This is a genomic window from Pseudomonas sp. AFG_SD02_1510_Pfu_092, from assembly GCF_003331055.1.
GTDB lineage: Bacteria > Pseudomonadota > Gammaproteobacteria > Pseudomonadales > Pseudomonadaceae > Aquipseudomonas.
On sequence record NZ_PUQD01000019.1, the window covers coordinates 42,769 to 66,212 of the forward strand.

25 protein-coding genes are annotated in these 23,444 nt (G+C 64.2%); 16 read left to right on the forward strand and 9 right to left on the reverse strand.

Translation table 11 applies throughout. The features are described 5' to 3' along the window. Positions 1 to 38 precede the first annotated feature (38 nt). Both C6A77_RS11005 and C6A77_RS11010 read left to right on the forward strand, forming a co-directional pair. On the forward strand, positions 39 to 386 hold the full coding sequence (locus C6A77_RS11005; protein ID WP_241507411.1) for a DUF4810 domain-containing protein: 348 nt from the start codon (positions 39 to 41) through the stop codon (positions 384 to 386). Next, complete coding sequence (locus C6A77_RS11010) at positions 383 to 1,042, forward strand: DUF799 domain-containing protein (protein WP_114169504.1); 660 nt, start codon at positions 383 to 385, stop codon at positions 1,040 to 1,042. Before C6A77_RS11005 ends, C6A77_RS11010 begins: the two co-directional genes overlap by 4 nt. A gap of 163 nt (positions 1,043 to 1,205) precedes the next feature. Here the strand turns inward: C6A77_RS11010 and pyrE are convergent, their stop codons facing one another. After that, complete coding sequence (gene pyrE / locus C6A77_RS11020) at positions 1,206 to 1,847, reverse strand: orotate phosphoribosyltransferase (protein ID WP_003253405.1); 642 nt, start codon at positions 1,845 to 1,847, stop codon at positions 1,206 to 1,208. Between the two features lie 80 nt (positions 1,848 to 1,927). On the opposite strand from pyrE, the gene C6A77_RS11025 reads away from it, so the two are divergent. Then, positions 1,928 to 2,707, forward strand: coding sequence for an exodeoxyribonuclease III (locus C6A77_RS11025; protein ID WP_003253401.1), 780 nt, complete (start codon positions 1,928 to 1,930; stop codon positions 2,705 to 2,707). Between the two features lie 33 nt (positions 2,708 to 2,740). Here C6A77_RS11025 and C6A77_RS11030 read toward each other — a convergent pair whose 3' ends face one another. Together C6A77_RS11030 and rph are read right to left on the reverse strand one after the other, a co-directional pair. Beyond that, positions 2,741 to 3,109 (reverse strand): DUF4870 domain-containing protein, encoded by a 369-nt coding sequence (locus tag C6A77_RS11030; protein WP_114169506.1) that lies wholly within the window; start codon positions 3,107 to 3,109, stop codon positions 2,741 to 2,743. Positions 3,110 to 3,132: 23 nt separating this feature from the next. Then, positions 3,133 to 3,855 (reverse strand): ribonuclease PH, encoded by a 723-nt coding sequence (rph, locus tag C6A77_RS11035; protein WP_051096411.1) that lies wholly within the window; start codon positions 3,853 to 3,855, stop codon positions 3,133 to 3,135. 226 nt (positions 3,856 to 4,081) lie between these two features. On the opposite strand from rph, the gene C6A77_RS11040 reads away from it, so the two are divergent. After that, a complete protein-coding gene (locus C6A77_RS11040) occupies positions 4,082 to 4,945 on the forward strand; it encodes a YicC/YloC family endoribonuclease (RefSeq protein ID WP_114169507.1) in 864 nt (287 codons plus the stop codon). Positions 4,946 to 4,958: 13 nt separating this feature from the next. Further along, a complete protein-coding gene (gmk, locus tag C6A77_RS11045; protein ID WP_114169508.1) occupies positions 4,959 to 5,579 on the forward strand; it encodes a guanylate kinase in 621 nt (206 codons plus the stop codon). A 123-nt stretch (positions 5,580 to 5,702) separates the two neighbouring features. Here gmk and C6A77_RS11050 read toward each other — a convergent pair whose 3' ends face one another. From C6A77_RS11050 to C6A77_RS11060, 3 genes are all read right to left on the reverse strand, one after another. Beyond that, the gene (locus tag C6A77_RS11050; RefSeq protein ID WP_114169509.1) at positions 5,703 to 7,244 is read right to left on the reverse strand and encodes an APC family permease; all 1,542 of its coding nucleotides are present in this window, start codon (positions 7,242 to 7,244) and stop codon (positions 5,703 to 5,705) included. 114 nt (positions 7,245 to 7,358) lie between these two features. Next, the gene (locus C6A77_RS11055) at positions 7,359 to 8,132 is read right to left on the reverse strand and encodes a gamma-glutamyl-gamma-aminobutyrate hydrolase family protein (protein ID WP_114169510.1); all 774 of its coding nucleotides are present in this window, start codon (positions 8,130 to 8,132) and stop codon (positions 7,359 to 7,361) included. Positions 8,133 to 8,136: 4 nt separating this feature from the next. Next, a complete protein-coding gene (locus C6A77_RS11060; RefSeq protein ID WP_114169511.1) occupies positions 8,137 to 9,519 on the reverse strand; it encodes a glutamine synthetase family protein in 1,383 nt (460 codons plus the stop codon). 207 nt (positions 9,520 to 9,726) lie between these two features. Here C6A77_RS11060 and C6A77_RS11065 point away from each other — a divergent pair, with 207 nt between their 5' ends. The 5 genes from C6A77_RS11065 (at position 9,727) to C6A77_RS11085 (ending at position 14,486) form a co-directional block, all read left to right on the forward strand. After that, positions 9,727 to 10,599, forward strand: coding sequence for a LysR family transcriptional regulator (locus C6A77_RS11065; RefSeq protein ID WP_114169512.1), 873 nt, complete (start codon positions 9,727 to 9,729; stop codon positions 10,597 to 10,599). A 260-nt stretch (positions 10,600 to 10,859) separates the two neighbouring features. After that, positions 10,860 to 11,123, forward strand: coding sequence for a DNA-directed RNA polymerase subunit omega (gene rpoZ / locus C6A77_RS11070; protein WP_003253383.1), 264 nt, complete (start codon positions 10,860 to 10,862; stop codon positions 11,121 to 11,123). A gap of 59 nt (positions 11,124 to 11,182) precedes the next feature. Continuing rightward, complete coding sequence (gene spoT / locus C6A77_RS11075) at positions 11,183 to 13,291, forward strand: bifunctional GTP diphosphokinase/guanosine-3',5'-bis pyrophosphate 3'-pyrophosphohydrolase (RefSeq protein ID WP_114169513.1); 2,109 nt, start codon at positions 11,183 to 11,185, stop codon at positions 13,289 to 13,291. A gap of 23 nt (positions 13,292 to 13,314) precedes the next feature. After that, positions 13,315 to 13,695 (forward strand): RidA family protein, encoded by a 381-nt coding sequence (locus C6A77_RS11080; protein ID WP_003253379.1) that lies wholly within the window; start codon positions 13,315 to 13,317, stop codon positions 13,693 to 13,695. Between the two features lie 59 nt (positions 13,696 to 13,754). Continuing rightward, positions 13,755 to 14,486: a hypothetical protein gene (locus C6A77_RS11085; protein ID WP_114169514.1), complete on the forward strand. Its 732-nt coding sequence runs from the start codon at positions 13,755 to 13,757 to the stop codon at positions 14,484 to 14,486. Positions 14,487 to 14,616: 130 nt separating this feature from the next. Here C6A77_RS11085 and C6A77_RS11090 read toward each other — a convergent pair whose 3' ends face one another. Beyond that, on the reverse strand, positions 14,617 to 15,474 hold the full coding sequence (locus tag C6A77_RS11090) for an SDR family oxidoreductase (RefSeq protein ID WP_114169515.1): 858 nt from the start codon (positions 15,472 to 15,474) through the stop codon (positions 14,617 to 14,619). Between the two features lie 189 nt (positions 15,475 to 15,663). Here C6A77_RS11090 and exbB point away from each other — a divergent pair, with 189 nt between their 5' ends. From exbB to C6A77_RS11120, 6 genes are all read left to right on the forward strand, one after another. Further along, the gene (gene exbB / locus C6A77_RS11095) at positions 15,664 to 16,629 is read left to right on the forward strand and encodes a tonB-system energizer ExbB (RefSeq protein ID WP_114169516.1); all 966 of its coding nucleotides are present in this window, start codon (positions 15,664 to 15,666) and stop codon (positions 16,627 to 16,629) included. A 3-nt stretch (positions 16,630 to 16,632) separates the two neighbouring features. Then, positions 16,633 to 17,061 (forward strand): TonB system transport protein ExbD, encoded by a 429-nt coding sequence (gene exbD / locus C6A77_RS11100; RefSeq protein WP_054901300.1) that lies wholly within the window; start codon positions 16,633 to 16,635, stop codon positions 17,059 to 17,061. Beyond that, positions 17,058 to 17,789: an energy transducer TonB gene (locus tag C6A77_RS11105; RefSeq protein WP_114169517.1), complete on the forward strand. Its 732-nt coding sequence runs from the start codon at positions 17,058 to 17,060 to the stop codon at positions 17,787 to 17,789. The genes exbD and C6A77_RS11105 overlap by 4 nt, the downstream gene beginning before the upstream one ends. Before the next feature lie 94 nt (positions 17,790 to 17,883). Next, positions 17,884 to 18,810, forward strand: coding sequence for a hydrogen peroxide-inducible genes activator (locus tag C6A77_RS11110; RefSeq protein WP_063912240.1), 927 nt, complete (start codon positions 17,884 to 17,886; stop codon positions 18,808 to 18,810). Positions 18,811 to 18,813: 3 nt separating this feature from the next. Beyond that, positions 18,814 to 20,892 carry an ATP-dependent DNA helicase RecG gene (gene recG, locus C6A77_RS11115; protein WP_114169518.1) on the forward strand — a complete coding sequence of 693 codons (2,079 nt, stop codon included), beginning with the start codon at positions 18,814 to 18,816 and terminating at the stop codon, positions 20,890 to 20,892. Between the two features lie 77 nt (positions 20,893 to 20,969). Then, positions 20,970 to 22,373: an aminoacyl-tRNA deacylase and HDOD domain-containing protein gene (locus C6A77_RS11120; protein ID WP_114169519.1), complete on the forward strand. Its 1,404-nt coding sequence runs from the start codon at positions 20,970 to 20,972 to the stop codon at positions 22,371 to 22,373. Between the two features lie 129 nt (positions 22,374 to 22,502). Here the strand turns inward: C6A77_RS11120 and C6A77_RS11130 are convergent, their stop codons facing one another. After that, on the reverse strand, positions 22,503 to 22,877 hold the full coding sequence (locus tag C6A77_RS11130) for a helicase (RefSeq protein ID WP_114169521.1): 375 nt from the start codon (positions 22,875 to 22,877) through the stop codon (positions 22,503 to 22,505). 147 nt (positions 22,878 to 23,024) lie between these two features. After that, positions 23,025 to 23,324, reverse strand: coding sequence for an HU family DNA-binding protein (locus C6A77_RS11135; RefSeq protein WP_114169522.1), 300 nt, complete (start codon positions 23,322 to 23,324; stop codon positions 23,025 to 23,027). Positions 23,325 to 23,444 lie beyond the last annotated feature (120 nt).

Here is a 23,444-nt window from a genome sequence, read left to right on the forward strand (position 1 = left end):
CAGGAAGGACTCCTCCCATGAGCATCACCCTACCGGCCATGCGCAGCTGCGCTGGCCTTGTGCTGGGCAGCATCCTGCTGGCCGGCTGCAACGCGCCCAAGCCGCTGTACCAATGGGAAAGCTATCAGCCCCAGGTTTACAGCTACCTCAAAGGCGACTCGAAAGAGGAACAGGTCATCGCCCTGGAGCGCGACCTCGAAAAGATCAAGGCCAAAAATGGTGCCGTACCGCCTGGCTACCATGCGCAGCTTGGCCTGCTGTATTCCAGCCTGGGCAAGGATGACCAGATGGTCCAGCAGTTCCGCACCGAGAAGGCGCTGTTTCCGGAATCGGCAGCGTACATGGACTTTCTGCTGAGCAACGCCACCAAGGGGGCCAAGCAATGATCAAACGCCTTGCCCGCCTTGTCGTCGGCGCCTGCGTGCTGGCTCTGTTCGCTGGCTGCGCAGAGCGCAAGACCATCGACTATTCGGCTTACAAGCAGAGCCGGCCGAAGTCGATCCTGATCCTGCCGCCCCTGAACGAATCGCCGGATGTGAAGGCGACCTACAGCATGCTGTCGCAGGTTACCTACCCGCTGGCCGAAGCCGGGTACTACGTGATGCCGGTAGCGCTGGTGGACGAGACCTTCCGCCAGAACGGCATGACGACGCCGGCCGACATCCACCAGCTGCCGATGCCAAAGCTGCGCGAGATCTTTGGCGCTGATGCCGGCCTGTATGTGACGGTATCGGACTATGGCACTCGTTACATGGTGCTGAGCAGCGCGACCATCGTCACCGCCACTGCCAAGCTGGTCGACCTGAAGACCGGCACCACCTTGTGGACTGGCAGCGCCACGGCGTCCAGCCAGGAGAATCAGCAGAACCAGGGTGGCCTGGTCGGCATGCTGATCGTTGCGGCGGTCAACCAGATCATCAGCAGCGTGCAGGAAGATGCGGGCTACCCGATCGCCGGCATGACCAGCGCACGCCTGCTGACGCCGCACCCGAACGGCGGCATTCTGTACGGGCCGCGTTCGCCCAAGTACGGCACTGACTGAGGTGCTGCCTGTTCCGGCCTCTTCGCCGGCACGCCCGCTCCCACGGGGATAGCGCCACGCTTGTAACTGTGGGAGCGGGCATGCCCGCGAAGAGGCCGGAACAGCCGACACAAAAAAGGCGACCTTCACGAGAAGGTCGCCTTTTCTCATTTCCAGGCCCGGATCAGATCCCGTACTGCGCCCGGTAAGCCTCGACTGCCGGCAGGTGCTGCTTGAGCTGTGGGTCATCGGCCAGGAACTCCAGCACCTGGGTCAGCGAAACGATGCTGACCACCGGGATACCGAAATCGCGCTCCACTTCCTGGATCGCCGACAGTTCACCATTGCCGCGCTCTTCGCGGTTCAGTGCGATCAGTACGCCTGCGGCCTTGGCCTGCTGGGCGTTGATGATCTGCATGACCTCGCGGATGGCCGTACCGGCAGTGATCACATCGTCGATGATCAGCACATCACCGGCCAGAGGCGCGCCCACCAGGCTGCCACCTTCGCCGTGGTCCTTGGCTTCCTTGCGGTTGAAGCACCATGGCACATCCAGCTGATGCTGGTCAGCCAGGGCCACCGCGGTGGTCGCCGCCAGCGGAATACCTTTGTAGGCCGGGCCGAACAGCACATCGAACGGGATCTTGCTGTCGACGATGGCGGCGGCGTAGCAACGCCCCAGCTCGGCCAGGGCAGAACCGGTATTGAACAGGCCGGCATTGAAGAAATACGGGCTGGTACGCCCCGATTTCAGAGTGAATTCACCGAAACGCAGTACCCCGCGATCGATGGCAAAACGGATGAAGTCGCGCTGATACGGCTGCATGGATAGTCCCGGACACCACGGATTTAGCTAAATGGGTTGAGCTCGGGTATCATACACGCACGAGATTTTTGGGGCCATTTATGCGGATCATCAGTGTGAACGTGAATGGCATTCAGGCTGCGGCCGAGCGTGGTTTGCTCAGCTGGCTGCAAGCCCAGAATGCCGACGTCATCTGCCTTCAGGATACCCGCGCCTCGGCCTTTGAACTCGACGACCCAGCTTTCCAGCTCGATGGCTATTTCCTTTATGCCTGCGACGCGGAGGTGCCTGCCCAAGGTGGCGTGGCCCTGTATTCGCGCATGCAGCCCAAGGCAGTCATCACCGGCCTGGGCTTCGAGACAGCCGACCGCTACGGGCGTTACCTGCAAGCAGATTTCGACAAAGTCAGTATTGCCAGCCTGCTGCTGCCTTCGGGCATGAACGGCGACGAAGACTTGAACCAGAAATTCAAGTTGATGGACGACTTCGCCAAGTACCTGGACAAGCAGCGTCGCAAGCGTCGCGAATACATCTACTGCGGCTCGTTCTACGTGGCGCAGCAGAAGCTCGACATCAAGAACTGGCGTGACAGCCAGCAGTCGCCGGGCTTCCTGGCGCCGGAGCGCGCCTGGATGGATGCAATCACCGGCGAGATGGGTTATGTCGATGCCCTGCGCGAAGTCAGCCGTGAAGGCGACCAGTACAGCTGGTGGCCGGACAACGAGCAGGCCGAGATGCTCAACCTGGGCTACCGGTTCGACTACCAGATCCTCACCCCGGGCCTGCGCCGTTTCGTGCGCAACGCCCGCCTGCCGCGTCAGCCACGCTTCTCGCAGCATGCGCCGCTGATCGTCGACTATGACTGGACGTTGACCATCTAAACGCCAATTGGGGCCGCAGTGCGGCCCCAATGGCTATTTGATCGGCCGCCAGATCATCGGGTAACGATACGGCTTCCCTTCATTGGCCCGCACGGCGGCGATGATGATCAGCACCAGCACCGCCACCATCAGCATGGCGAACAGCATCAGCCCGACGAACACGAACATCAGCAGGAAGCAGATGAACCCGGCAATGGTCACGCTGATCTGAAAGTTCAGCGCCTCTTTGCCCTGGGCGTCGATGAAAGGGTCTTGCTCACGCTTGAGGTGCCACAGCACCAGCGGCCCCAGCAAATGCCCGAGCGGCACCACCAGGCCCAGCAGCGCGGAGAGGTGACAGAACATCGCCCATTGCCGGATCTCGGCATTGGGCGGGGTGATCGACAGGTTCGAATCGCTCATGCCCCGCACCTCCCTGGCTGGGTTCAGTCGGCCAATGCGGCCTGTTGCAGCTCGAAGATTTCCGTCATGCCCTTCTGCGCCAGCGCGAGCATCGCGTTGAAGTCTTCTGGCTGGAACGGCGCGCCTTCGGCGGTACCCTGCACCTCGATGAAACCACCGGCACTGGTCATGACCACGTTCAGGTCGGTTTCGGCGGCGGAGTCTTCCAGGTAGTCCAGGTCGAGTACCGCTTCGCCCTGGTACATGCCCACCGACACGGCGGCGATCATGTGCTTGAGCGGGTTGCCGGCCTTCAGGCCGCCGCGCTTCTTGATCACCGCCAGGGCGTCGCACAGGGCGACCATGGCGCCGGTGATGGACGCGGTACGGGTGCCGCCATCGGCCTGGATCACGTCGCAGTCGACGTACAGGGTGATGTCACCGAGCTTGCTCATGTCCAGCGCGGCGCGCAGCGAACGGCCGATGAGGCGCTGGATTTCCAGGGTGCGACCACCCTGCTTGCCACGGCTGGCTTCGCGCTGGTTACGCTCGCCGGTGGAGCGCGGCAGCATGCCGTATTCGGCGGTCAGCCAACCCTGGCCCTGGCCTTTGAGGAAGCGCGGCACACCGTTTTCCACGCTGACCGTGCAGATGACCTTGGTGTCACCGAACTCGACCAGTACCGACCCTTCGGCGTGCTTGGTGTAGTTGCGGGTGATGCGGATCGAGCGGAGCTGATCGGCGGCGCGACCACTTGGACGTTTCATCTGGGATACCTGTACTGGGACTGTAAATCTGCCGAGCATTATAGAGCCCGGCGCCCGGGGAAGACATGCCTATTGTCGCGCCCGGCACAGCCCGTCGCCTTTTCCTACCGGCCAGGCGCCCCCTCTGTAACATGGGTGGATTGGGCGCCAAGGCCCCACTGCGCTACAATCCTGCGCCTTGCAGCCGAGAGGCTCCCCGTTCATTCATCTATGCGAGGTACTCCCCATGGTGCACAGCATGACCGCTTTTGCGCGTGTCGAGCGTGCCGGCAGCCAAGGCACCCTGGTCTGGGAGCTGCGTTCGGTCAACCACCGTTACCTGGAGCCCCACCTGCGCCTGCCCGAGGCCCTGCGCGACCTCGAAGGCGCCGTGCGCGAAGGCCTGCGCCAGGGCCTGTCGCGGGGCAAGGTGGAATGCACCCTGCGCCTCAACGAAGACAGCAACGGCAAACCGCTGAAGGTGGACCGCGAACGCGCCGCGCAGCTGGTTGCCGCCGCCGAGGAAGTCGCCGGCCTGATCAAGCAGCCGGCACCGCTGAACCCGCTGGAAGTGCTGTCGTGGCCGGGCGTGCTGGTGGCCGACGCCAGCGACCCGCAGGCGCTGAACGCCGAAGCCATGGCGCTGTTCGATGAGGCGCTGGCCGAGCTCAAGGCCGGGCGCCAGCGTGAAGGCCAGGAACTGGCCCGGCTGATCAACGAACGCCTGGACAACATGGCCAGCGAAGTCACCACCCTGCGCGCGCTGGTGCCGCAGATGCTGGCGGCGCAGCGGCAGAAAATCCTCGACCGCTTCGGCGACATGCAGGCCGAGCTCGACCCGCAGCGCCTGGAGCAGGAAATGGTGCTGCTGGCCCAGAAGAGCGATGTGGCCGAGGAGCTCGACCGCCTCAGCACCCACGTCACCGAAGTGCGCCGGGTGCTCAAGGGTGGCGGTGCCGCCGGCCGGCGCCTGGACTTCCTGATGCAGGAACTCAACCGCGAAGCCAACACCCTCGGCTCCAAGGCCTTCGACCCGCGCAGCACGCAAGCGGCGGTCAACCTGAAGGTATTGATCGAACAGATGCGTGAACAAGTACAGAACATCGAGTAAGGCCACCCCGACCATGAACCACAGCAGCGGCACCCTCTACATCGTTTCGGCCCCTTCGGGCGCCGGCAAGACCAGCCTGGTCACCGCCCTGATCAAGGCCGACGAACGCGTCAGCGTCTCGGTTTCGCACACTACGCGGGCCATGCGCCCGGGTGAGCAGCACGGCGTGAACTACCACTTCGTCAGCCATGAAGACTTCAAGGGGCTGATCGCCAAGGGTGACTTCCTCGAGCACGCCGAAGTGTTCGGCAATTTCTACGGGACTTCGCGCAGCGCGCTGCAAGAGGTACTCGACCAGGGCAATGACCTGATCCTGGAAATCGACTGGCAAGGCGCCCAGCAGGTACGCAAGCTGATGCCTGAGGCGCTGTCGGTGTTCATCCTGCCGCCAAGCCAGCAGGCCCTGCGCGAGCGCCTGGATGGCCGTGGGCAAGACAGCGAAGAGATCATCGCCGGGCGCATGAAGGAAGCGGTCAGCGAGATGGTGCACTACGACGAGTACGACTACGTGATCATCAACGATGATTTCGCCGAAGCGCTGGAAGATCTGAAGGCGGTGTTCCGCGCGAATCGCCTGCTGCTGAAGAAGCAGCAACAGCGCCACGCGGCTTTGCTGAAGCAAATGATCGGCTGAAAATCGATGGGGCCTCTTCGAGGCCCTTTCGCGACACAAGGCCGCTCCCACATCTGATGGCGTACGCCGTGCTTTTGTGGGAGCGGCCTTGTGTCGCGATAGGGGCGCAAAGCGCCCCCAGCTTTATTCCTGCAGTGGCAAGGTAGCCTGCTGACGCAGGGTAGCCCCCAGGAAGTACGCCGGCGCGCGCAGGCGCGACAGCATCATCAGCACGATCCCCAGCACCGAGATGATCGCGGCGATCACGAACACCAGCCCCAGCCCGCCCACATGCGAACCGCTGCCGAAGTCCGGCGAGGCGCTGTCGATGGCGGTACGCACGAAGATCACCGACAGGATCACCCCACCCGCCAGCGGGCACAGGCCGCGCATCAGGAAGTGGCGCAAGCTGTCGAACAGGCTGTCGCGGAAGTACCAGACGCAGGCGAACGCCGTCAGCGAATAGTAGAAGCAGATCATCATGCCCAGTGCCGTGATGGTGTCGGCCAACACGTTCTCGCTCAGGGTACGCATGGTCACGTAGAACAGGCCTGCGGCCACGCCGGCGCAAATGGTGGCGTAACGCGGGGTTTGCGAGCGCGGGCAGACACTGGCGAACTTCTGCGGCACCGCGCCGTAGTAACCCATGGCCAGCAGGGTGCGCGCCGGCGACACGAAGGTCGACTGCAGCGACGCCGCGGTGCTGGCCAGCACGGCGATGGACATCAGGATCGCCAGCGGCCCCATGACCGGACCGGCCAGGTGGGCGAACACGTTTTCCTGGATGCGCGGGTTGTTCAGGCCCAGGCCCTGTTCGCTGATACCGGCGAACTGCAGCGTGGCAATGGCGGTGAACAGGTACAGGCCGAGAATCAGCAGCACGGTCCAGGTGGCCGCCTTGCCCGGCACCTCATCACTGCCAACCGATTCTTCGCTGACGGTCAGGCACACATCCCAGCCCCAGAAGATGAAGATCGACAGCGACAGCCCGGCAGCAAAGGCCGAGAACGACTCGACGCCGAACGGGTTGAACCAGGCGAAATCGAACGCCAGGGGTGGCGGCGCGGTGGTTTCGCCGAAAGCGGCAAAGCCGAAGCCGATCAGCACCAGCAGCTGCAACGCCACCAGGCCGTACTGCACGGTCATGGTGGTGGTCATGCCACGGCAACAGATCCACACCGCCAGGGCGATGAATACGCAACAGGTGGTGATGTTGATCAACAGGTTGTCGGCCAGCCCCGCCAGCTCGTGCTTGCCGGTGATCTGGCCAAGGAACAGGTAGAAGAAATCGACCGCCACCCCCGCCAGGTTCGACAGCACGATGGTGGTGGCAACCACCAGCCCCCAACCGCCGATCCAGCCGATCATCGGCCCGAAGGCACGCGCCGACCAGGTGAACGAGGTGCCGCTGTCCGGCTCTGCCGAGTTCAGTTCGCGGTAGCCCAGGGCCACCAGCAGCATCGGCAGGAAGCCGACGATGAACACGGCAGGCAAGTGCGCGCCCACTTCACGCACGGTCGGGCCAAGGGCGCCGGTGAGGGTGTAGACCGGGGCGATGGTGGAAATGCCCAGCACCACGCTGGCCAGCAAGCCCAGCCGGCCGGTGGCCAGCCCCTTGCTGCGCTGGGTGTTGCCCGCGTCGGCTGCCACATCGGGTGGGCGGCCGGCTTCTGTGTAATTGCTCATGAGTAATTTGCCGTAAATTTTGGAATTGTTTTCACAGGCCTTGCGTACAAGACCCGCTTTCACTCATTGAAAGCGTGCTGCCGGGAACAAGTCATCCGAGACCTTCGGCTGACGTCAGAATGCCTCCTGCCGTGCGGCCTCCCGTGTTGCATAAGCAATGCAGGCTTCGCGAAACGCCTGGAACAGGCGCAGCGAGACCGGGTTTTCGCTGAATCGCCACTCCGGGTGCCACTGCACGCCGAGCACGAAGCCCGGCGCCGCAGGCATGGACACCGCTTCGATCAGGCCGTCCGGGGCCCGTGCCTCGACGCGCAGGCCCGGGGCCAGGCGGTCGATGCCCTGGCTGTGCAGCGAGTTGACCTCGAACTGCGCAGCCAGGCCCAGCCGCTCGAACAACCCGCCTGGCACTATGCCGACTGGGTGACGAGGGGCGTATTGCACCTCCAGGGGTGCGTCCTCAGGTTCGCGATGGTCAAGGTAGCCGGGCAGTTCCTGCACGCGCTGGTGCAAGCTGCCGCCCAGGGCCACGTTCAATTCCTGGTAGCCACGGCAGATACAGAACACCGGTACACCGGCGGCAATGGCCGCCTGCAGCAGCGGCAGGGTCAGGCGATCACGTGCCAGATCGTGCCGGGTTCCCGCCGCGCTGGGGGCGCCATTGTAATGATGCGGTTCGATATTTGAAGGCGAGCCGGTAAAAACAATGCCATGCAGGCGAGCCAGCAGCGCCTGCGTGTCGCTGCCCCCGTCACGCGCGGGCAAGATCAGCGGCAAGCCGGCAAAGCCGGCCGCCTCGACATACTTGTCGCCTACCGTGTGCGACGAGTTCTTCCCCACCTGCTGACGGCAGGCGCTGACACCGATCAAGGGGACCGCATTTGCGCTCATGGGCTTACACCGTGTGCAGGTACCAGTTGTACTCGAGGTCGGAAATCGACACTTCGAACTCGGCCAGTTCGCTTTCCTTGCAGGCCACGAAGATATCGATGTAGTCCGGGCTGATGTATTGGTTGAGGATTTCGCTGTCGTCCAGCGCGCGCAGGGCATCGCGCAGGTTGTTCGGCAGGCTCTGATCCAGCTGCTCGTACGAGTTGCCTTCGATCGGCGCCTGGGGCTCGACCTGCTGGGTCAGGCCGTGGTGAACGCCGGCGAGGATCGCCGCGAGCATCAGGTACGGGTTGGCGTCGGCGCCGGCCACGCGGTGCTCGAGGCGCACGTTGTCGCTGCTGTCGGTGGGTACGCGCACGGCCACGGTGCGGTTGTCCAGGCCCCAGCTTGGCGCGTTGGGCACGTAGAACTGCGCGCCGAAGCGGCGATAGGAGTTGATGTTCGGGCAGAGGAAGGCCATCGACGCCGGCATGGTCTCCAGTACACCGCCGATGGCATGGCGCAGCGCGTCGCTTTGCAGCGGGTCGTCGCTGGCGAAAATGTTCTTGCCGGTTTTCTTGTCCAGCAACGAGATGTGCACGTGCAGGCCATTGCCGGCCTGGCCCGGGTAGGGCTTGGCCATGAAGGTGGTGTCCATTTCATGGTCGTAGGCGACGTTCTTGATCAGGCGCTTGAGCAGGATCGCGTAGTCGCAGGCCTTCAGTGGGTCGGCCACATGGTGCAGGTTGACCTCGAACTGCGCCGGGGCGCTTTCCTTGACGATGGCGTCGGCAGGCAGGCCCTGCTCCTTGGCCGCTTCGAGCATGTCCTGCAGGCAGTCGGCGTATTCGTCGAGGTCGTCGATCAGGTACACCTGGGTCGACTGCGGGCGCTTGCCGGAAATCGGCGAACGCGGCGGCTGTGGCCGGCCGTTGAGGTTGTCCTGATCGATCAGGTAGAACTCCAGCTCGAACGCGGCGCAGATATCCAGGCCCAGGTCGTCGAACTTGCTGACCACCTGGCGCAGCACTTCGCGCGGGTCGGCGAAGAACGGCTGGCCATCCAGCTCGTGCATGGTCATCAGCAGCTGGGCGGTGGGGCGTTTCTGCCACGGCTCGTCCGACAGCGTGCCGGCGATCGGGAAGCAGATGCGGTCGGCGTCGCCGATGTCCAGGCCAAGGCCGGTGCTTTCCACGGTGGAGCCGTTGATGTCCAGGGCGAACAGCGATGCCGGCAGGTTGATGCCCTTTTCGTACACCTTGTGCAGGCTGGCCCGCTCGATGCGCTTGCCACGTACCACGCCGTTCATGTCGGAGATCAGCAGGTCGACGTACTGCGTGTCCGGATGGGCCTGGAGGAAGTCATTCATCTCGCTGGAAGAACTGGCGCACGGGGTTACCGACGTCATGGCTGTACATCCTATGATTTGCTGCGGCGATGTGGAGATGCGGCTGGCGCCTCGGGGGGCGACGATGGTTGCAGCTGTTGTTCTTTTCACTTTCCCATCGTGGGGATTGGTTACCCGACCGGGCGCATTGATTCCCAGGGGCGGTTCCACTATAAAATGGCCAAAACGCAACAGACATTGGCAATTCGGCAAGCAGAGCGTGCACCAATGCAATATCAGATTACCCATGCCGACCTCTCCCTGGTCCTGGCGCTGGAACGTGGCCGCTCGCTGGCCAAGGCTGCCGAGTTGCTCAAGGTCGACGTATCGACGGTGTTCCGCTCGATCCGTCGCCTGGAGTCGGCGCTGGGCACCGCCCTGTTCGTCAAGAGCCGCAAGGGCTACCTGCCGACCGACACCGCGCAGGCGCTGGCCGAGCAGGCCGAGCGTGCCGAACAGGCGCTGGAGGCCGCGCGTATTGCCATGACCAGCGGCGAACAGGTGGTCAGCGGAACGGTGCGGCTGACCTGTACCGAGGCGGTGATGCACAGCCTGCTGCTGCCGGCGCTGGCCGAGTTCATGCCCAACTACCCGGCCTTGTCGCTGGAGATGGGCACCTCCAACACCTTCGCCAACCTCAGCCGACGCGATGCCGACATCGCCCTGCGCCTGACCAATACGCCTCCGGAACACCTGGTGGGCCGTAACCTGGGCTCTACCTCTTATGTAGTCTGCGGCCAGCCGCAGTGGCGCGAGCGCCTGGCCGAGGCGCCCGCCAGCGTGCCGTGGATCGCCCCCGACGACTCGATGCAGGACCACCCCACGGTGGTCTGGCGCAACCAGCAGCACCCGGGGCTGAGCCCGCGCTACCAGTGCAGCGGCATGTCCACCATCGCCCAGCTGGTCACCGCTGGGCTGGGTGTGGCGGCGCTGCCGGACTACATGGTGCATGCGCTGCCCGGGGTGGATGCACTGAGCGGGCCGCTGCCGGGCTGCGACACCCAGTTGTGGCTGCTGACCCGGCCGGATTGCCGGGCGTTGCGCTCGGTGCAGACGCTGTTCGAGGAGCTGACCCCGCGGTTGCGTGACGCGATGCTCTGAGGTTATCGTCAGGCTCAAGCGGTAGGCTGTCTGTTGCGGCCCTTTCGCGACTGAAGTCGCTCCCACAGGGTGCGGTGCCGGGCTTGAGGACAACGCGGTCCCTGTGGGAGCGGCTTTAGCCGCGAAGAAGGCAACACAGGGCTTGAAGGTAACACCCGACAAAACAGCGCTTCCCTATTGGCTGGTGATTTTTTAAACTATCGAGTCCGCCTGCCCATTATCGGGCTGCACGCCCACCGCATTTGCTACTGAGGAAGACCATGGCCCGCGTAACTGTTGAAGACTGCCTGGAACACGTGGATAACCGCTTTGAGCTGGTCATGCTCTCGACCAAGCGCGCTCGCCAGCTGGCGACCGGCGGCAAAGAACCACGCGTGGCGTGGGAAAACGACAAGCCGACCGTTGTTGCCCTGCGTGAAATCGCCGAAGGCATCGTCACCAACGAATTCATCGCTGCTGAAGAGATCGTCACCGAGGATCCGGTCTTCGCCGCGTTCGAGGACGAGAACAACGAGGCTGTCTGATTGATGCCAGGTCGACGTCGCACGGCGCAAGGCCCTCTTCCTCGGCAGGAGGTGAACCCATGCCGGGTATAGAAGCCTTGGCCGAACGGCTGTCGACCTATCTTGGCCCCGAACAGGTCAACCTGGTCCGGCGCGCCTATTTCTACGCCGAACAGGCCCACGACGGGCAGCGCCGCCGCAGTGGCGAGCCCTACGTGACCCACCCGCTGGCCGTGGCCAGCATCCTCGCCGACATGCACATGGACCATCAGAGCCTGATGGCGGCCATGCTGCACGATGTGATCGAAGACACCGGCATCGCCAAGGAAGCCCTCAGCCAGCAGTTCGGCGAGACCGTGGCCGAGCTGGTCGACGGGGTCAGCAAGCTGACCCAGATGAACTTCGAGACCAAGGCCGAGGCGCAGGCCGAGAACTTCCAGAAAATGGCCATGGCCATGGCCCGCGATATCCGCGTGATCCTGGTCAAGCTGGCCGACCGCCTGCACAACATGCGCACCCTGGAAGTGCTGTCCGGCGAGAAACGCCGGCGCATCGCCAAGGAAACCCTCGAGATCTACGCGCCCATCGCCAACCGCCTGGGCATGCACACCGTGCGCGTGGAATTCGAGGACCTCGGCTTCAAGGCCATGCACCCGATGCGCTCGTCGCTGATCCACCGGGCGGTGAAAAGCGCACGCGGCAACCGCAAGGAAATCGTCGCCAAGATCGAGCACTCGCTGGCCAACTGCCTGGCCGCCGACGGCATCGTGGGCGAGGTCAGCGGCCGGCAGAAGCACCTCTATGGCATCTACAAGAAGATGCGTGGCAAGCGCCGCGCCTTCAACGAGATCATGGACGTGTACGCCTTCCGCATCGTCGTCGACAAGGTCGACACCTGCTACCGCGTGCTCGGCGCCGTGCACAACCTGTACAAGCCGCTGCCGGGCCGCTTCAAGGATTACATCGCAATCCCCAAGGCCAACGGCTACCAGTCGTTGCACACCACGCTGTTCGGCATGCACGGCGTGCCCATCGAAATCCAGATCCGTACCCGCGAGATGGAAGAGATGGCCAACAACGGCATCGCCGCGCACTGGCTGTACAAGTCCAACGACGACGAGCAGCCCAAGGGCAGCCACGCCCGCGCCCGCCAGTGGGTCAAGGGTATCCTCGAGCTGCAGCAACGGGCCGGCAACTCGCTGGAATTCATCGAAAGCGTGAAGATCGACCTGTTCCCGGACGAGGTCTACGTGTTCACGCCCAAAGGCCGCATCATGGAGCTGCCCAAAGGCTCCACGGCCGTCGACTTCGCCTACGCGGTGCACACCGACGTTGGCAACAGCTGCATCGCCTGCCGCATCAACCGCCGCCTGGCGCCGCTGTCCGAACCGCTGCAAAGCGGCTCGACGGTGGAAATCGTCAGCGCCCCGGGCGCCAGGCCGAACCCGGCCTGGCTCAACTTCGTGGTTACCGGCAAGGCTCGCACGCACATCCGCCACGCGCTCAAGCAGCAGCGCCGCTCCGAGTCGATCAGCCTGGGCGAACGCTTGCTGAACAAGGTGCTTACCGGTTTCGACAGCAGCCTGGAGAAAATCCCCCAGGAGCGCATCCAGGCGATTCTCGCCGAGTACCGCCTGGAACTGATCGAAGACCTGCTCGAAGACATCGGCCTGGGCAACCGCATGGCCTACGTGGTCGCGCGCCGCCTGCTGTCGGCCGAAGGCGAGCAGCTGCCGGCGCCGGAAGGCCCGCTGGCGATCCGCGGTACCGAAGGCCTGGTGCTGAGCTACGCCAAGTGCTGCACGCCGATCCCGGGCGACCCGATCGTTGGCCACCTGTCAGCCGGCAAGGGCATGGTCGTGCACCTGGAAAACTGCCGCAACATCAGTGAAATCCGCCACAACCCGGAAAAGTGCGTACAGCTCTCCTGGGCCAAGGACATCACCGGTGAGTTCAACGTCGAGTTGCGTGTCGAGCTGGAGCACCAGCGCGGCCTGATTGCCCTGCTGGCAAGCAGCGTCAACGCCGCCGACGGCAACATCGAGAAGATCAGCATGGACGAACGCGACGGCCGTATCAGCGTGGTCCAACTGGTGGTCAGCGTGCACGACCGCGTGCACCTGGCGCGTGTGATCAAGAAGCTGCGTACCCTGGCCGGTGTGGTCCGCATCACCCGCATGCGTACGTAGTCCGCCAACCGCAAGGAGTCAACATGAGCAAGACCGTCATCAACAGCGACAAGGCCCCTGCCGCCATCGGCACCTACTCGCAGGCGATCAAGGCCGGCAACACCGTGTACATGTCTGGCCAGATCCCGCTTGACCCGAAAACCATGGAACTGGTCGAAGGCTTCGAAGCCCAGACCGTTCAGGTGTTCGAGAACCTCAAGGCCGTGGCGGAAGCCGCTGGCGGTTCGTTCAAGGACATCGTCAAGCTGAACATCTTCCTTACTGACCTGAGCCACTTCGCCAAGGTCAACGAGGTGATGGGCCGCTACTTCGAGCAGCCCTACCCGGCCCGCGCCGCCATTGGCGTTGCCGCACTGCCGAAAGGCTCCCAGGTCGAAATGGACGCCATCCTGGTCATCGAATGATGCCCTTGGTGACGGGCGCCCTGCCCGTCACCTTCCCTCCTTCGCAAGGTTACCCCGTCATGCGTCAAGCACTGCCCTTCGCGCTGGCAGCCCTGCTTCTGGGCGGCTGCGCCAGTCACAAACCTGAAGATTTCAACGGCACCTGGATCAACCAGGACGCCATCACTGCGGCCGTCAAGGGCGGCAGCCTGCGTCAGGCGCTCAATGAGCACGGCCCTGTATTCGAGTGGAAGCTCGACGTCGCCAGCCAGCAGGCCAGCTACAGCAATGGCTTCGAAGCGGCCGACGGCCAACTGAGCGCCACCGACAAGCAATGGCAGGCGCGCTTCCAGGGCGGCCAGACCGAGCAGTTGTCGCTGGATGGCGACGAGTTGCAGGCTGTCGACCAAAGCGGCGCCAAACAGACCTTCGTGCGCGCCAAGGCCCCCGCTGCGGCCAATGCGCCGCTGGGCAGCAGTTTCGAGAAAGCGCTGTACCAGGCGTACCTGGGCGGCAACTGGAAGATCATCGAAGGCCAGGGCAAAGGCGCCAGCGTGCGCTTCAGCGACACCGGCAACGTTACCGGCCTGCCCGGGCCAGACCGTTTCGCCCTGTGCCTGGCCGGCGATTGCGCGACCATGGGTGGCAGCAATGACAGCCTGTGGCTGGAGCGTAACCAGCGTGGCGCGCCGTTCATTCTCAAGCGCGATGGCGACACGCTGGAAATCTTCCAGGCGGTGAACCGTGCGCAGCCGGACGAAATGCCCGTGCTGGCAGCCGGCAAGCGCCAGTGGCTGCTGGAGCAGGACTGAAGCCTGCTGGAATCGTAGTCGACCCCACCGGCCCCTTCGCGGGTAAACCCGCTCCCACAAGTACACCGCCGGGCTTGAAACCAGCGGTGCACTTGTGGGAGCGGGTTTACCCGCGAAGAGGCCCGCAGCCTCAGCACAGGTCTTTCAGGATCGCCGCATAGCCTTCCTTGTAACTCGGGTACACCGGTGCCCAGCCCAGCGCCCGGGCCCGGGCGTTGCTGCAGCGCTTGCTGCCGGTACGCCGCACCCGCTGCTCATCGGACCACTCGGTAACCCCCAGGTACCCACGCAGCCACGCCACCACATCGGCCAGCGGCGCCGGGTCGTCGTCGACGCCGATGTAGCAGTCGTCCAGCACCTTGCCGTCGGCATCCGCCTGCAACAGGAACGCCAACAGGCTGGCGGCGTCCTCGGCGTGGATGCGGTTGCCATACAGCGGCGGCTGCTCGGCCACGCGGTAGCCCTGGCGCACCTGGCTGAGCAGCCACTCGCGGCCCGGGCCATAGATGCCGGTCAGGCGCACCACGCTGGCCGGGATGCCGCTGGCCAGGGCCAGCTGCTCGGCTTCCAGCATCAACCGCCCGGAATAGCCTTCCGGCTCGGTGGCGGCGCGCTCATCGATCCACTCGCCATCCTTCTGCGCAAACACGCTGCTGCTGGAAACGAACAGCAACCGGCGCGGGCGCTGACCGCGCTCGGCCAGCCAGGCCAGCACATGGCGCAAACCGTCGACATAGGCCGCCTGGTAGCCCGCTTCGTCGTGCTGGCTGGCCGCCACGCAATACACCAGGTAATCCGGCGCGCGCTGCGGCCAGGCGCTGGGCATCGCAGGCTCGGACAAGTCCGCCGCCACTGGCATAACCCCCGCAGGCAGCTGCCCGACCGAACGGCGCAGGCCGCTCACCTGCCAGCCACGCGCAAGCAGCTGCCGGGCAAGACGCCCGCCCACATCACCACAACCCACCACCATCACGGAACGGTCTGACATCTCTGAACTCCTAGACCCATTGATCAGCCCGACCACGCTACACGATGGATGGCTAGACCTTAGGCGAAAAAAGCAACAAGATTACTTTTGTTAACAAGAATTACTTGCAATAATGGCGGCCAATTTGTTCTCGGCCTACCTCGAGGCCTTGGAGAACGCTCACTTATTTCTTCATCAGGTCCGGCTAGCATGACACGTACTCAACCTTCCGCTTCGCCAACCCCGTCGCGCGCCTGGCGCGCCATCGCCGCGCTGACGCTCAGCCTGGTGCTGGCCCCGGTGGCCATGGCCGATGAGCCAACCGCCAATACTGCCACCCCGGCTGCCGCTGCTGCCCCAGCAGCCCCGGCTTCCGCTGCACCGGCACCTGCCGCTGGCACTGTTGCCCCGGCGGATGCCCCGGCCGCGGTAGACCCGAGCGTCGAAGCCCTGGTTGAAGATACCTCGCTGGGCATGGCCCACGACCTGTCCCCATGGGGCATGTACAAGAACGCCGATGTGGTGGTGAAGGCGGTCATGATCGGCCTGGCCATTGCCTCCATCATCACCTGGACCATCTGGATTGCCAAAGGCTTCGAGCTGATGGGCGCCAAGCGTCGCCTGCGCGGTGAAATCGCCCTGCTGAAGAAGTCCGCCAGCCTCAAGGAGGCCAGCGAGGTTTCCAACAAGGAAGGCACCCTGGCGCACACCCTGGTCCACGACGCGCTGGAAGAAATGCGCCTGTCGGCCAACGCCCGCGAAAAAGAAGGCATCAAGGAGCGTGTCAGCTTCCGCCTGGAGCGCCTGGTACACGCCAGCGGCCGCACCATGAGCAGCGGCACCGGGGTACTCGCTACCATCGGCTCCACCGCACCGTTCGTCGGCCTGTTCGGTACCGTATGGGGCATCATGAACAGCTTCATCGGCATCGCCAAGACCCAGACCACCAACCTGGCCGTGGTTGCCCCGGGTATCGCCGAAGCCCTGCTGGCCACCGCCCTGGGCCTGGTCGCCGCGATCCCGGCCGTGGTCATCTACAACGTCTTCGCCCGCTCCATCGCCGGCTACAAGGCCCAGGTGTCCGACGCCTCCGCGCAGGTGCTGCTGCTGGTCAGCCGTGACCTCGACCACCAGGGCAGCGATCGCGTTGCCCCGCACATGGTGAAAGTGGGGTAAGCCATGGGCCTGCATCTCAACGAAGGTGGCGACGACCTCGCCGAAAACCACGAAATCAACGTTACGCCGTTCATCGACGTGATGCTGGTGCTGCTGATCATCTTCATGGTCGCAGCCCCTTTGGCCACGGTGGACATCAAGGTCGACCTGCCGGCCTCGACCGCCAAGCCGGCACCAAGGCCCGAGAAACCGGTGTTCGTCAGCGTCAAGGCCGACCAGAAGCTGTACGTCGGCGACGATCAGGTCCCTGCCCCCGACCAGCTTGGCCGCATGCTCGACGCCAAGACCAAGGGCGACAAGGAAACCACCATCTTCTTCCAGGCTGACAAAGGCGTGGATTACGGTGACCTGATGGAAGTGATGAACAACATGCGCGCGGCCGGTTACCTGAAAGTCGGTCTGGTGGGTCTCGAGACGGCAGCCAAGAAATGACGAAAACGCGCTCTAACATGGCGCGCTACGCTGGCAGCCTGGCGCTCGTGCTGGGTGTGCACGTGGTCGCCGTGCTGCTGACGCTGAACTGGTCGGTGCCGCAGGCCATCGAGCTGCCCCCGGCAGCCATGATGGTCGAGCTGGCGCCATTGCCGGAGCCTGCGCCACCACCCCCTCCGAAGGCGGCCCCGCAGCCACCGGCACCGGTCGAGGAACCACCGCTGCCGAAGCTGGTCGAGGCGCCCAAGCCAAAGATCGCCATCGCCAAGCCGCCCAAGCCGAAGGCCAAGCCACAGCCGCCCAAGCCTGAGAAAAAGCCTGAGCCGCCGAAGGAAGCACCGCCGACCGAACAGACGGTAGACGCCCCGCCCAGCAACACGCCACCGCAGAAGTCGGCGGCACCGGCGCCGAGCATTGCGTCCAACAGCAAGGCCCTGCCGACCTGGCAGAGTGACCTGCTGCGCCACCTGGCCAAGTACAAGCGTTACCCGGAAGACGCGCGCCGTCGCGGCCTGCAGGGCATCAACCGCCTGCGCTTCGTGGTCGACGCCGAGGGCAAGGTGGTGTCGTACTCGATGGCCGGCGGCTCGGGCAGTGCCGCGCTGGACCGGGCGACCCTGGAAATGATCCGTCGGGCCGGCACGGTACCCAAGCCGCCACCTGAGTTGCTGAACAACGGCACGATCGAAGTCGTGGCCCCGTTCGTCTACTCGCTGGACCGCCGCTGAGACTTTTGTTTCTGTCACAAATCGGCAAGTCTGATAACGTGCGTCTATCGATTGCAGCCGCTATGCTGGGCTCGCAACTTCATGGACGCACGTTATGACCCTCACAGAATTACGCTACATCGTCACACTCGCCCAGGAACAGCATTTCGGCCATGCCGCCGAACGCTGTCATGTGAGCCAGCCGACCCTGTCGGTCGGTGTGAAGAAGCTCGAGGACGAGCTTGGCGTGTTGATTTTCGAGCGCAGCAAGAGCGCGGTGCGCCTGACCCCGGTCGGCGAGAGCATCGTTGCCCAGGCGCAGAAGGTACTGGAGCAGGCCCAGGGCATTCGCGAGCTGGCCCAGGCTGGCAAGAACCAGCTGACCGCCCCGCTGAAGGTCGGTGCCATCTATACCGTCGGCCCCTACCTGTTCCCGCACCTGATCCCGCAGCTGCACCGCGTGGCGCCGCAGATGCCGCTGTACATCGAAGAGAACTTCACCCACGTGCTGCGCGAAAAGCTGCGCAACGGCGAACTGGACGCAGTGATCATCGCCCTGCCGTTCAACGAAGCCGATGTGCTGACCTTGCCGCTGTACGATGAACCGTTCTGCGCCCTGATGCCGGCCGACCACCCGTGGACAGCGAAAAAGACCATCGACACCGCCATGCTCAACGACAAGAGCCTGTTGCTGCTCGGTGAAGGGCACTGCTTCCGCGACCAGGTACTGGAAGCCTGCCCCACCCTGAACAAGGGCGGTGAAGGTTCCCGGCACACCACGGTCGAGTCCAGCTCGCTGGAAACCATCCGGCACATGGTCGCCTCGGGCCTTGGCGTATCGATCCTGCCGCTGTCGGCGGTGCACAGCCACCACTACGCCCCCGGCGTCATCGAAGTCCGCCCGCTGACCGCACCGGCACCTTTCCGCACCGTTGCCATCGCCTGGCGTGCCAGCTTCCCGCGGCCGAAGGCCATCGAGATCCTCGCCGACTCGATCCGCCTCTGCTCGGTCGCCAAAGCCCCTGTGGAACAACCGGCCTGAGTCATGACTGAGCTGTCGAAGGTCCCGGTCACGGTACTCAAGGGTGTTGGCGAGGCCATGGCGGAAAAACTCGCCAAGGTCGGCCTGGAAAACCTGCAGGATGTGTTGTTCCACCTGCCCCTGCGCTATCAGGACCGCACCCGCGTGGTGCCCATCGGCCAGCTGCGCCCGGGCCAGGATGCGGTGATCGAGGGCGTGGTCAGCGGCGCCGACGTGACCATGGGCAAGCGCCGCAGCCTGGTGGTGCGCCTGGGCGACGGCAGTGGCGTGCTGAGCCTGCGCTTCTACCACTTCAGCAACGCGCAGAAGGAAGGCCTCAAGCGTGGCACCCACCTGCGCTGCTATGGCGAAGCCCGCCCCGGCGCCTCGGGCCTGGAAATCTACCACCCGGAATACCGCGCGCTGAACGGCGACGAGCCGCCACCGCCGGTCGAGCAGACCCTGACGCCGATCTACCCGTCCACCGAAGGCCTCACCCAGCAGCGCCTGCGCCAGCTGTGCCAGCAGAGCCTGGGCCTGCTCGGCCCGCGCAGCCTGCCCGACTGGCTGCCCGACGAACTGGCCCGCGACTACCGGCTGGCGCCACTGGACGATGCCATCCGCTACTTGCACAACCCGCCAGCCGATGCCGACCTCGACGAGCTTGCCGAAGGCCAGCACTGGGCCCAGCACCGCCTGGCCTTCGAAGAACTGCTGACCCACCAGCTGTCGCAGCAGCGCCTACGCGAAAGCCTGCGCAGCCTGCGTGCACCGGTGCTGCCCAAGGCCACCCGCCTGCCGGCGCAATACCTGGCCAACCTGGGCTTCCAGCCAACCGGCGCGCAACAGCGGGTAGCCAACGAAATTGCCTACGACCTGAGCCAGCACGAGCCGATGATGCGCCTGGTGCAAGGTGATGTAGGTGCCGGCAAGACCGTGGTCGCCGCACTGGCCGCGCTGCAGGCGCTGGAAGCCGGCTACCAGGTGGCGTTGATGGCGCCCACCGAGATCCTTGCCGAACAGCACTACATCACCTTCAAGCGCTGGCTGGAGCCGCTGGGCATCGAAGTGGCCTGGCTGGCCGGCAAGCTCAAGGGCAAGGCCCGGGCTGCGTCGCTGGAACAGATCGCCAACGGTGCACCGATGGTGGTCGGCACCCATGCGCTGTTCCAGGAAGAGGTGAAGTTCAAGCACCTGGCCCTGGCGATCATCGATGAACAACACCGTTTTGGCGTGCAGCAGCGCCTGGCCCTGCGCAAGAAGGGGGTGGCCGGCGAATTGTGCCCGCACCAGTTGATCATGACCGCCACACCGATTCCGCGCACCCTGGCCATGAGCGCCTATGCCGACCTGGACACCTCGGTGCTCGACGAACTGCCGCCCGGCCGTACCCCGGTGAACACCGTGCTGGTGGCCGACAGCCGTCGTTTCGAAGTGGTCGAGCGCGTGCGCGCCGCCTGCGCCGAAGGGCGTCAGGCCTATTGGGTGTGCACCTTGATCGAAGAATCCGAAGAGCTCACCTGCCAGGCTGCCGAAAGCACCTATGAAGAGCTGGGCAGCGCCCTGGGCGAATTGCGGGTGGGGCTGATCCACGGGCGCATGAAACCAGCGGAAAAGGCCGAGATCATGGCCGAGTTCAAGGCTGGCAACCTGCAACTGCTGGTGGCTACCACGGTCATCGAGGTAGGCGTGGACGTGCCCAACGCCAGCCTGATGATCATCGAGAACCCCGAGCGCCTGGGCCTGGCCCAGTTGCACCAGCTGCGCGGCCGGGTTGGCCGGGGCAGCGCCGTCAGCCATTGCGTGCTGTTGTACCACCCGCCGCTGTCGCAGATCGGCCGCGAGCGACTGGGGATCATGCGCGAAACCAACGACGGCTTCGTCATCGCCGAAAAGGACCTGGAGCTGCGTGGCCCAGGCGAGATGCTCGGCACCCGCCAGACCGGCCTGTTGCAGTTCAAGGTGGCCGACCTGATGCGCGATGCCGACCTGCTCCCCGCCGTGCGCGACGCCGCTCAGGCGCTGATCGCGCGCTGGCCGGAGCATGTCAGCCCGTTGCTCGACCGTTGGTTGCGGCATGGGCAGCAATATGGCCAAGTGTGACGACGATCCCATAATGGATCCAGATTTGCCCTAAGGCTGGTTATACTTCGCGTTTAAACGAACAGTGGATACGGACCATGACTGAAGTTGCCCTGGACAACGCAACCCCACACGCGCCTTCGGTCATCCGGCTGCTGCTCGACAAACTCGGCGTGGCCTACCGTGAGGTGGTCGAACATCCGCAGCTGCCGGCAGCCGCGCGGGTACAGGCGGTGTTGCTCGACGATGAAGTCGGCGCGCTGATGGTGCTGTTCCCGCAGAGCCAGCTGCTGGACCTCAACCGCCTGGCCGAACTGACCGGGCGCCAGCTCACCGCAGTGTCGGTGCCGCGCCTGAAGCAGATGCTCGACAAACACCAGCTCAAGGCCCTGCCAGGCATTCCAGCGCTGACCAGCTCGCCGTGCCAGTACGAAAAGAGCCTGCTCGACGCCGACAGCGTGTTCATTCAGTCCGGTGAAGCCGGCGTTCTGCTGGAAATCGAGCGCGCGCATTTCAAGCGCATGCTGGTCAAGGCCAGCGCCAGCAGCTTCGGCCAGGACGTCGAGGCGATCAGCCCCAACCTCGACCGCCCCCATGACGACACCCGGGAAATCAGCCAGGCAGTCCAGGCCTTCACCGCCCGGCGCATCCAGAAGCGCCTGGAAGAAACCATCGAAATCCCGCCACTGGCCGATACCGCGCAAAAAATCATCAAGCTGCGGGTAGACCCCAACGCCAGCATCGACGACATCACCGGCGTGGTCGAGACCGACCCGGCACTGGCCGCGCAGGTGGTGAGCTGGGCGGCATCGCCGTACTACGCCTCACCGGGCAAGATCCGCTCGGTGGAAGACGCCATCGTGCGTGTGCTGGGCTTCGATCTGGTGATCAACCTGGCTCTGGGCCTGGCGCTGGGCAAGACCTTGAGCCTGCCGAAGGATCACCCGCAACAGGCCACACCGTACTGGCAACAGTCGATCTACACCGCTGCAGTGATCGAAGGCCTGACCCGCGCCATGCCACGGGCCGAGCGCCCGGAGGCCGGCCTGACCTACCTGGCCGGGCTGCTGCACAACTTTGGCTACCTGCTGCTGGCTCACGTGTTCCCGCCACATTTCTCGCTGATCTGCCGCCATCTGGAGGTCAACCCGCACCTGTGCCACACCTATGTGGAACAACACCTGCTGGGCATCAGCCGCGAACAGATCGGCGCCTGGCTGATGAAGCTGTGGGACATGCCGGAGGAGTTGTCGACCGCGCTGCGCTTCCAGCACGACCCGGCCTATGACGGCGAATATGCGCCGTTCCCCAACCTGGTATGCCTGGCCACCCGCCTGCTGCGCTCGCGGGGGATTGGCTCGGGGCCGCAACAGGAGATTCCTGACGAGCTGCTGGAGCGTCTGGGGATGACCCGGGACAAGGCCGAGGAAGTGGTGAACAAGGTGCTAGAGGCCGAGAGCCTGTTGCGCGAGCTGGCTTCGCAGTTTCACGCACCGCATTGAGCATTAACGCGTCACCTGTGGGAGCGGGCATGCCCGCGAACACCGGCGAAGCCGGTGCCATACACCGCGTCGTTTGTTTCGCGGGCATGCCCGCTCCCACAGGCAAAGCGTCAACAGCCCCGTTGGGTTTCAGCTCTTCTTCTTCGGCTTGAGGTACTTCATCAGCCCCTGAAACCACATCACCAGCGCCGGATTACCCTTGATCTGGATGCTCTTGTCCTGAATCCCCTGCATGAACGCCAACTGCTTGTTGCCCGCCTGCATCGTGGCAAAGCCATAAGCGGCGTCCTTGAAGGCAATGGCGAAGGCTGGCTGCGGGTGCGCACCGCCCTTGCTGCTGACGCGCTCGTTGTTGACGATGAAGTGCCGGGCGACCTTGCCGTCCAGGGTCTGCATCTGGAACACCAGGTCCTTGCCCTTGAGCTGCTGCTGGAACGCCGGGTTATTACGGCTGGCCCTGGCCATCAACAGCCCCATGGCCCAGAGAAGAAAACGGAACTTCATCAACGCGCCTCGAATAAAAAATGACTAAGGCGCGCAGTCTATCCTTTTTCAGAACTATTCATGCAAGTTCGAAACACTTTGCCTACAGAAAGCACAACGGGCGCCCTGAGGCGCCCGCTTGGCTGACATGCGGTGGTCAGGAAGCGATCATTTGCCCTTCTTGGCCGGCTTGGCAGGCACGTTGACGCTGTCACGCAGGTTCTTGCCTGGCTTGAAGGCCACGGTGTTGCTGGCCTTGATCTTGACCGGCTCACCGGTTTGCGGGTTCTTGCCGGTACGCGCACCGCGATGGCGTTTTTCGAAGGTGCCGAAACCGACCAAGGTCACGGTGTCCTTGTCCAGGGCACCCGTGATGCTGTCGAGAATCGCGTTCAAAACCTGATTGGCCTTTTCCTTGGTCAGATCGGCCTTTTCGGCGATGACGGCGGCGAGTTCTGGTTTGCGCATAGTGAAGCCTCTTTGACGGAATTCTTGTTGTTATGCCGTGCTGCCCTGGGAGCAGCGCTCAAGGCACCGCAGGCTCTAATCTGCGGCAGACGGAAGTGAGAATGGCACGTGCACCGGGGC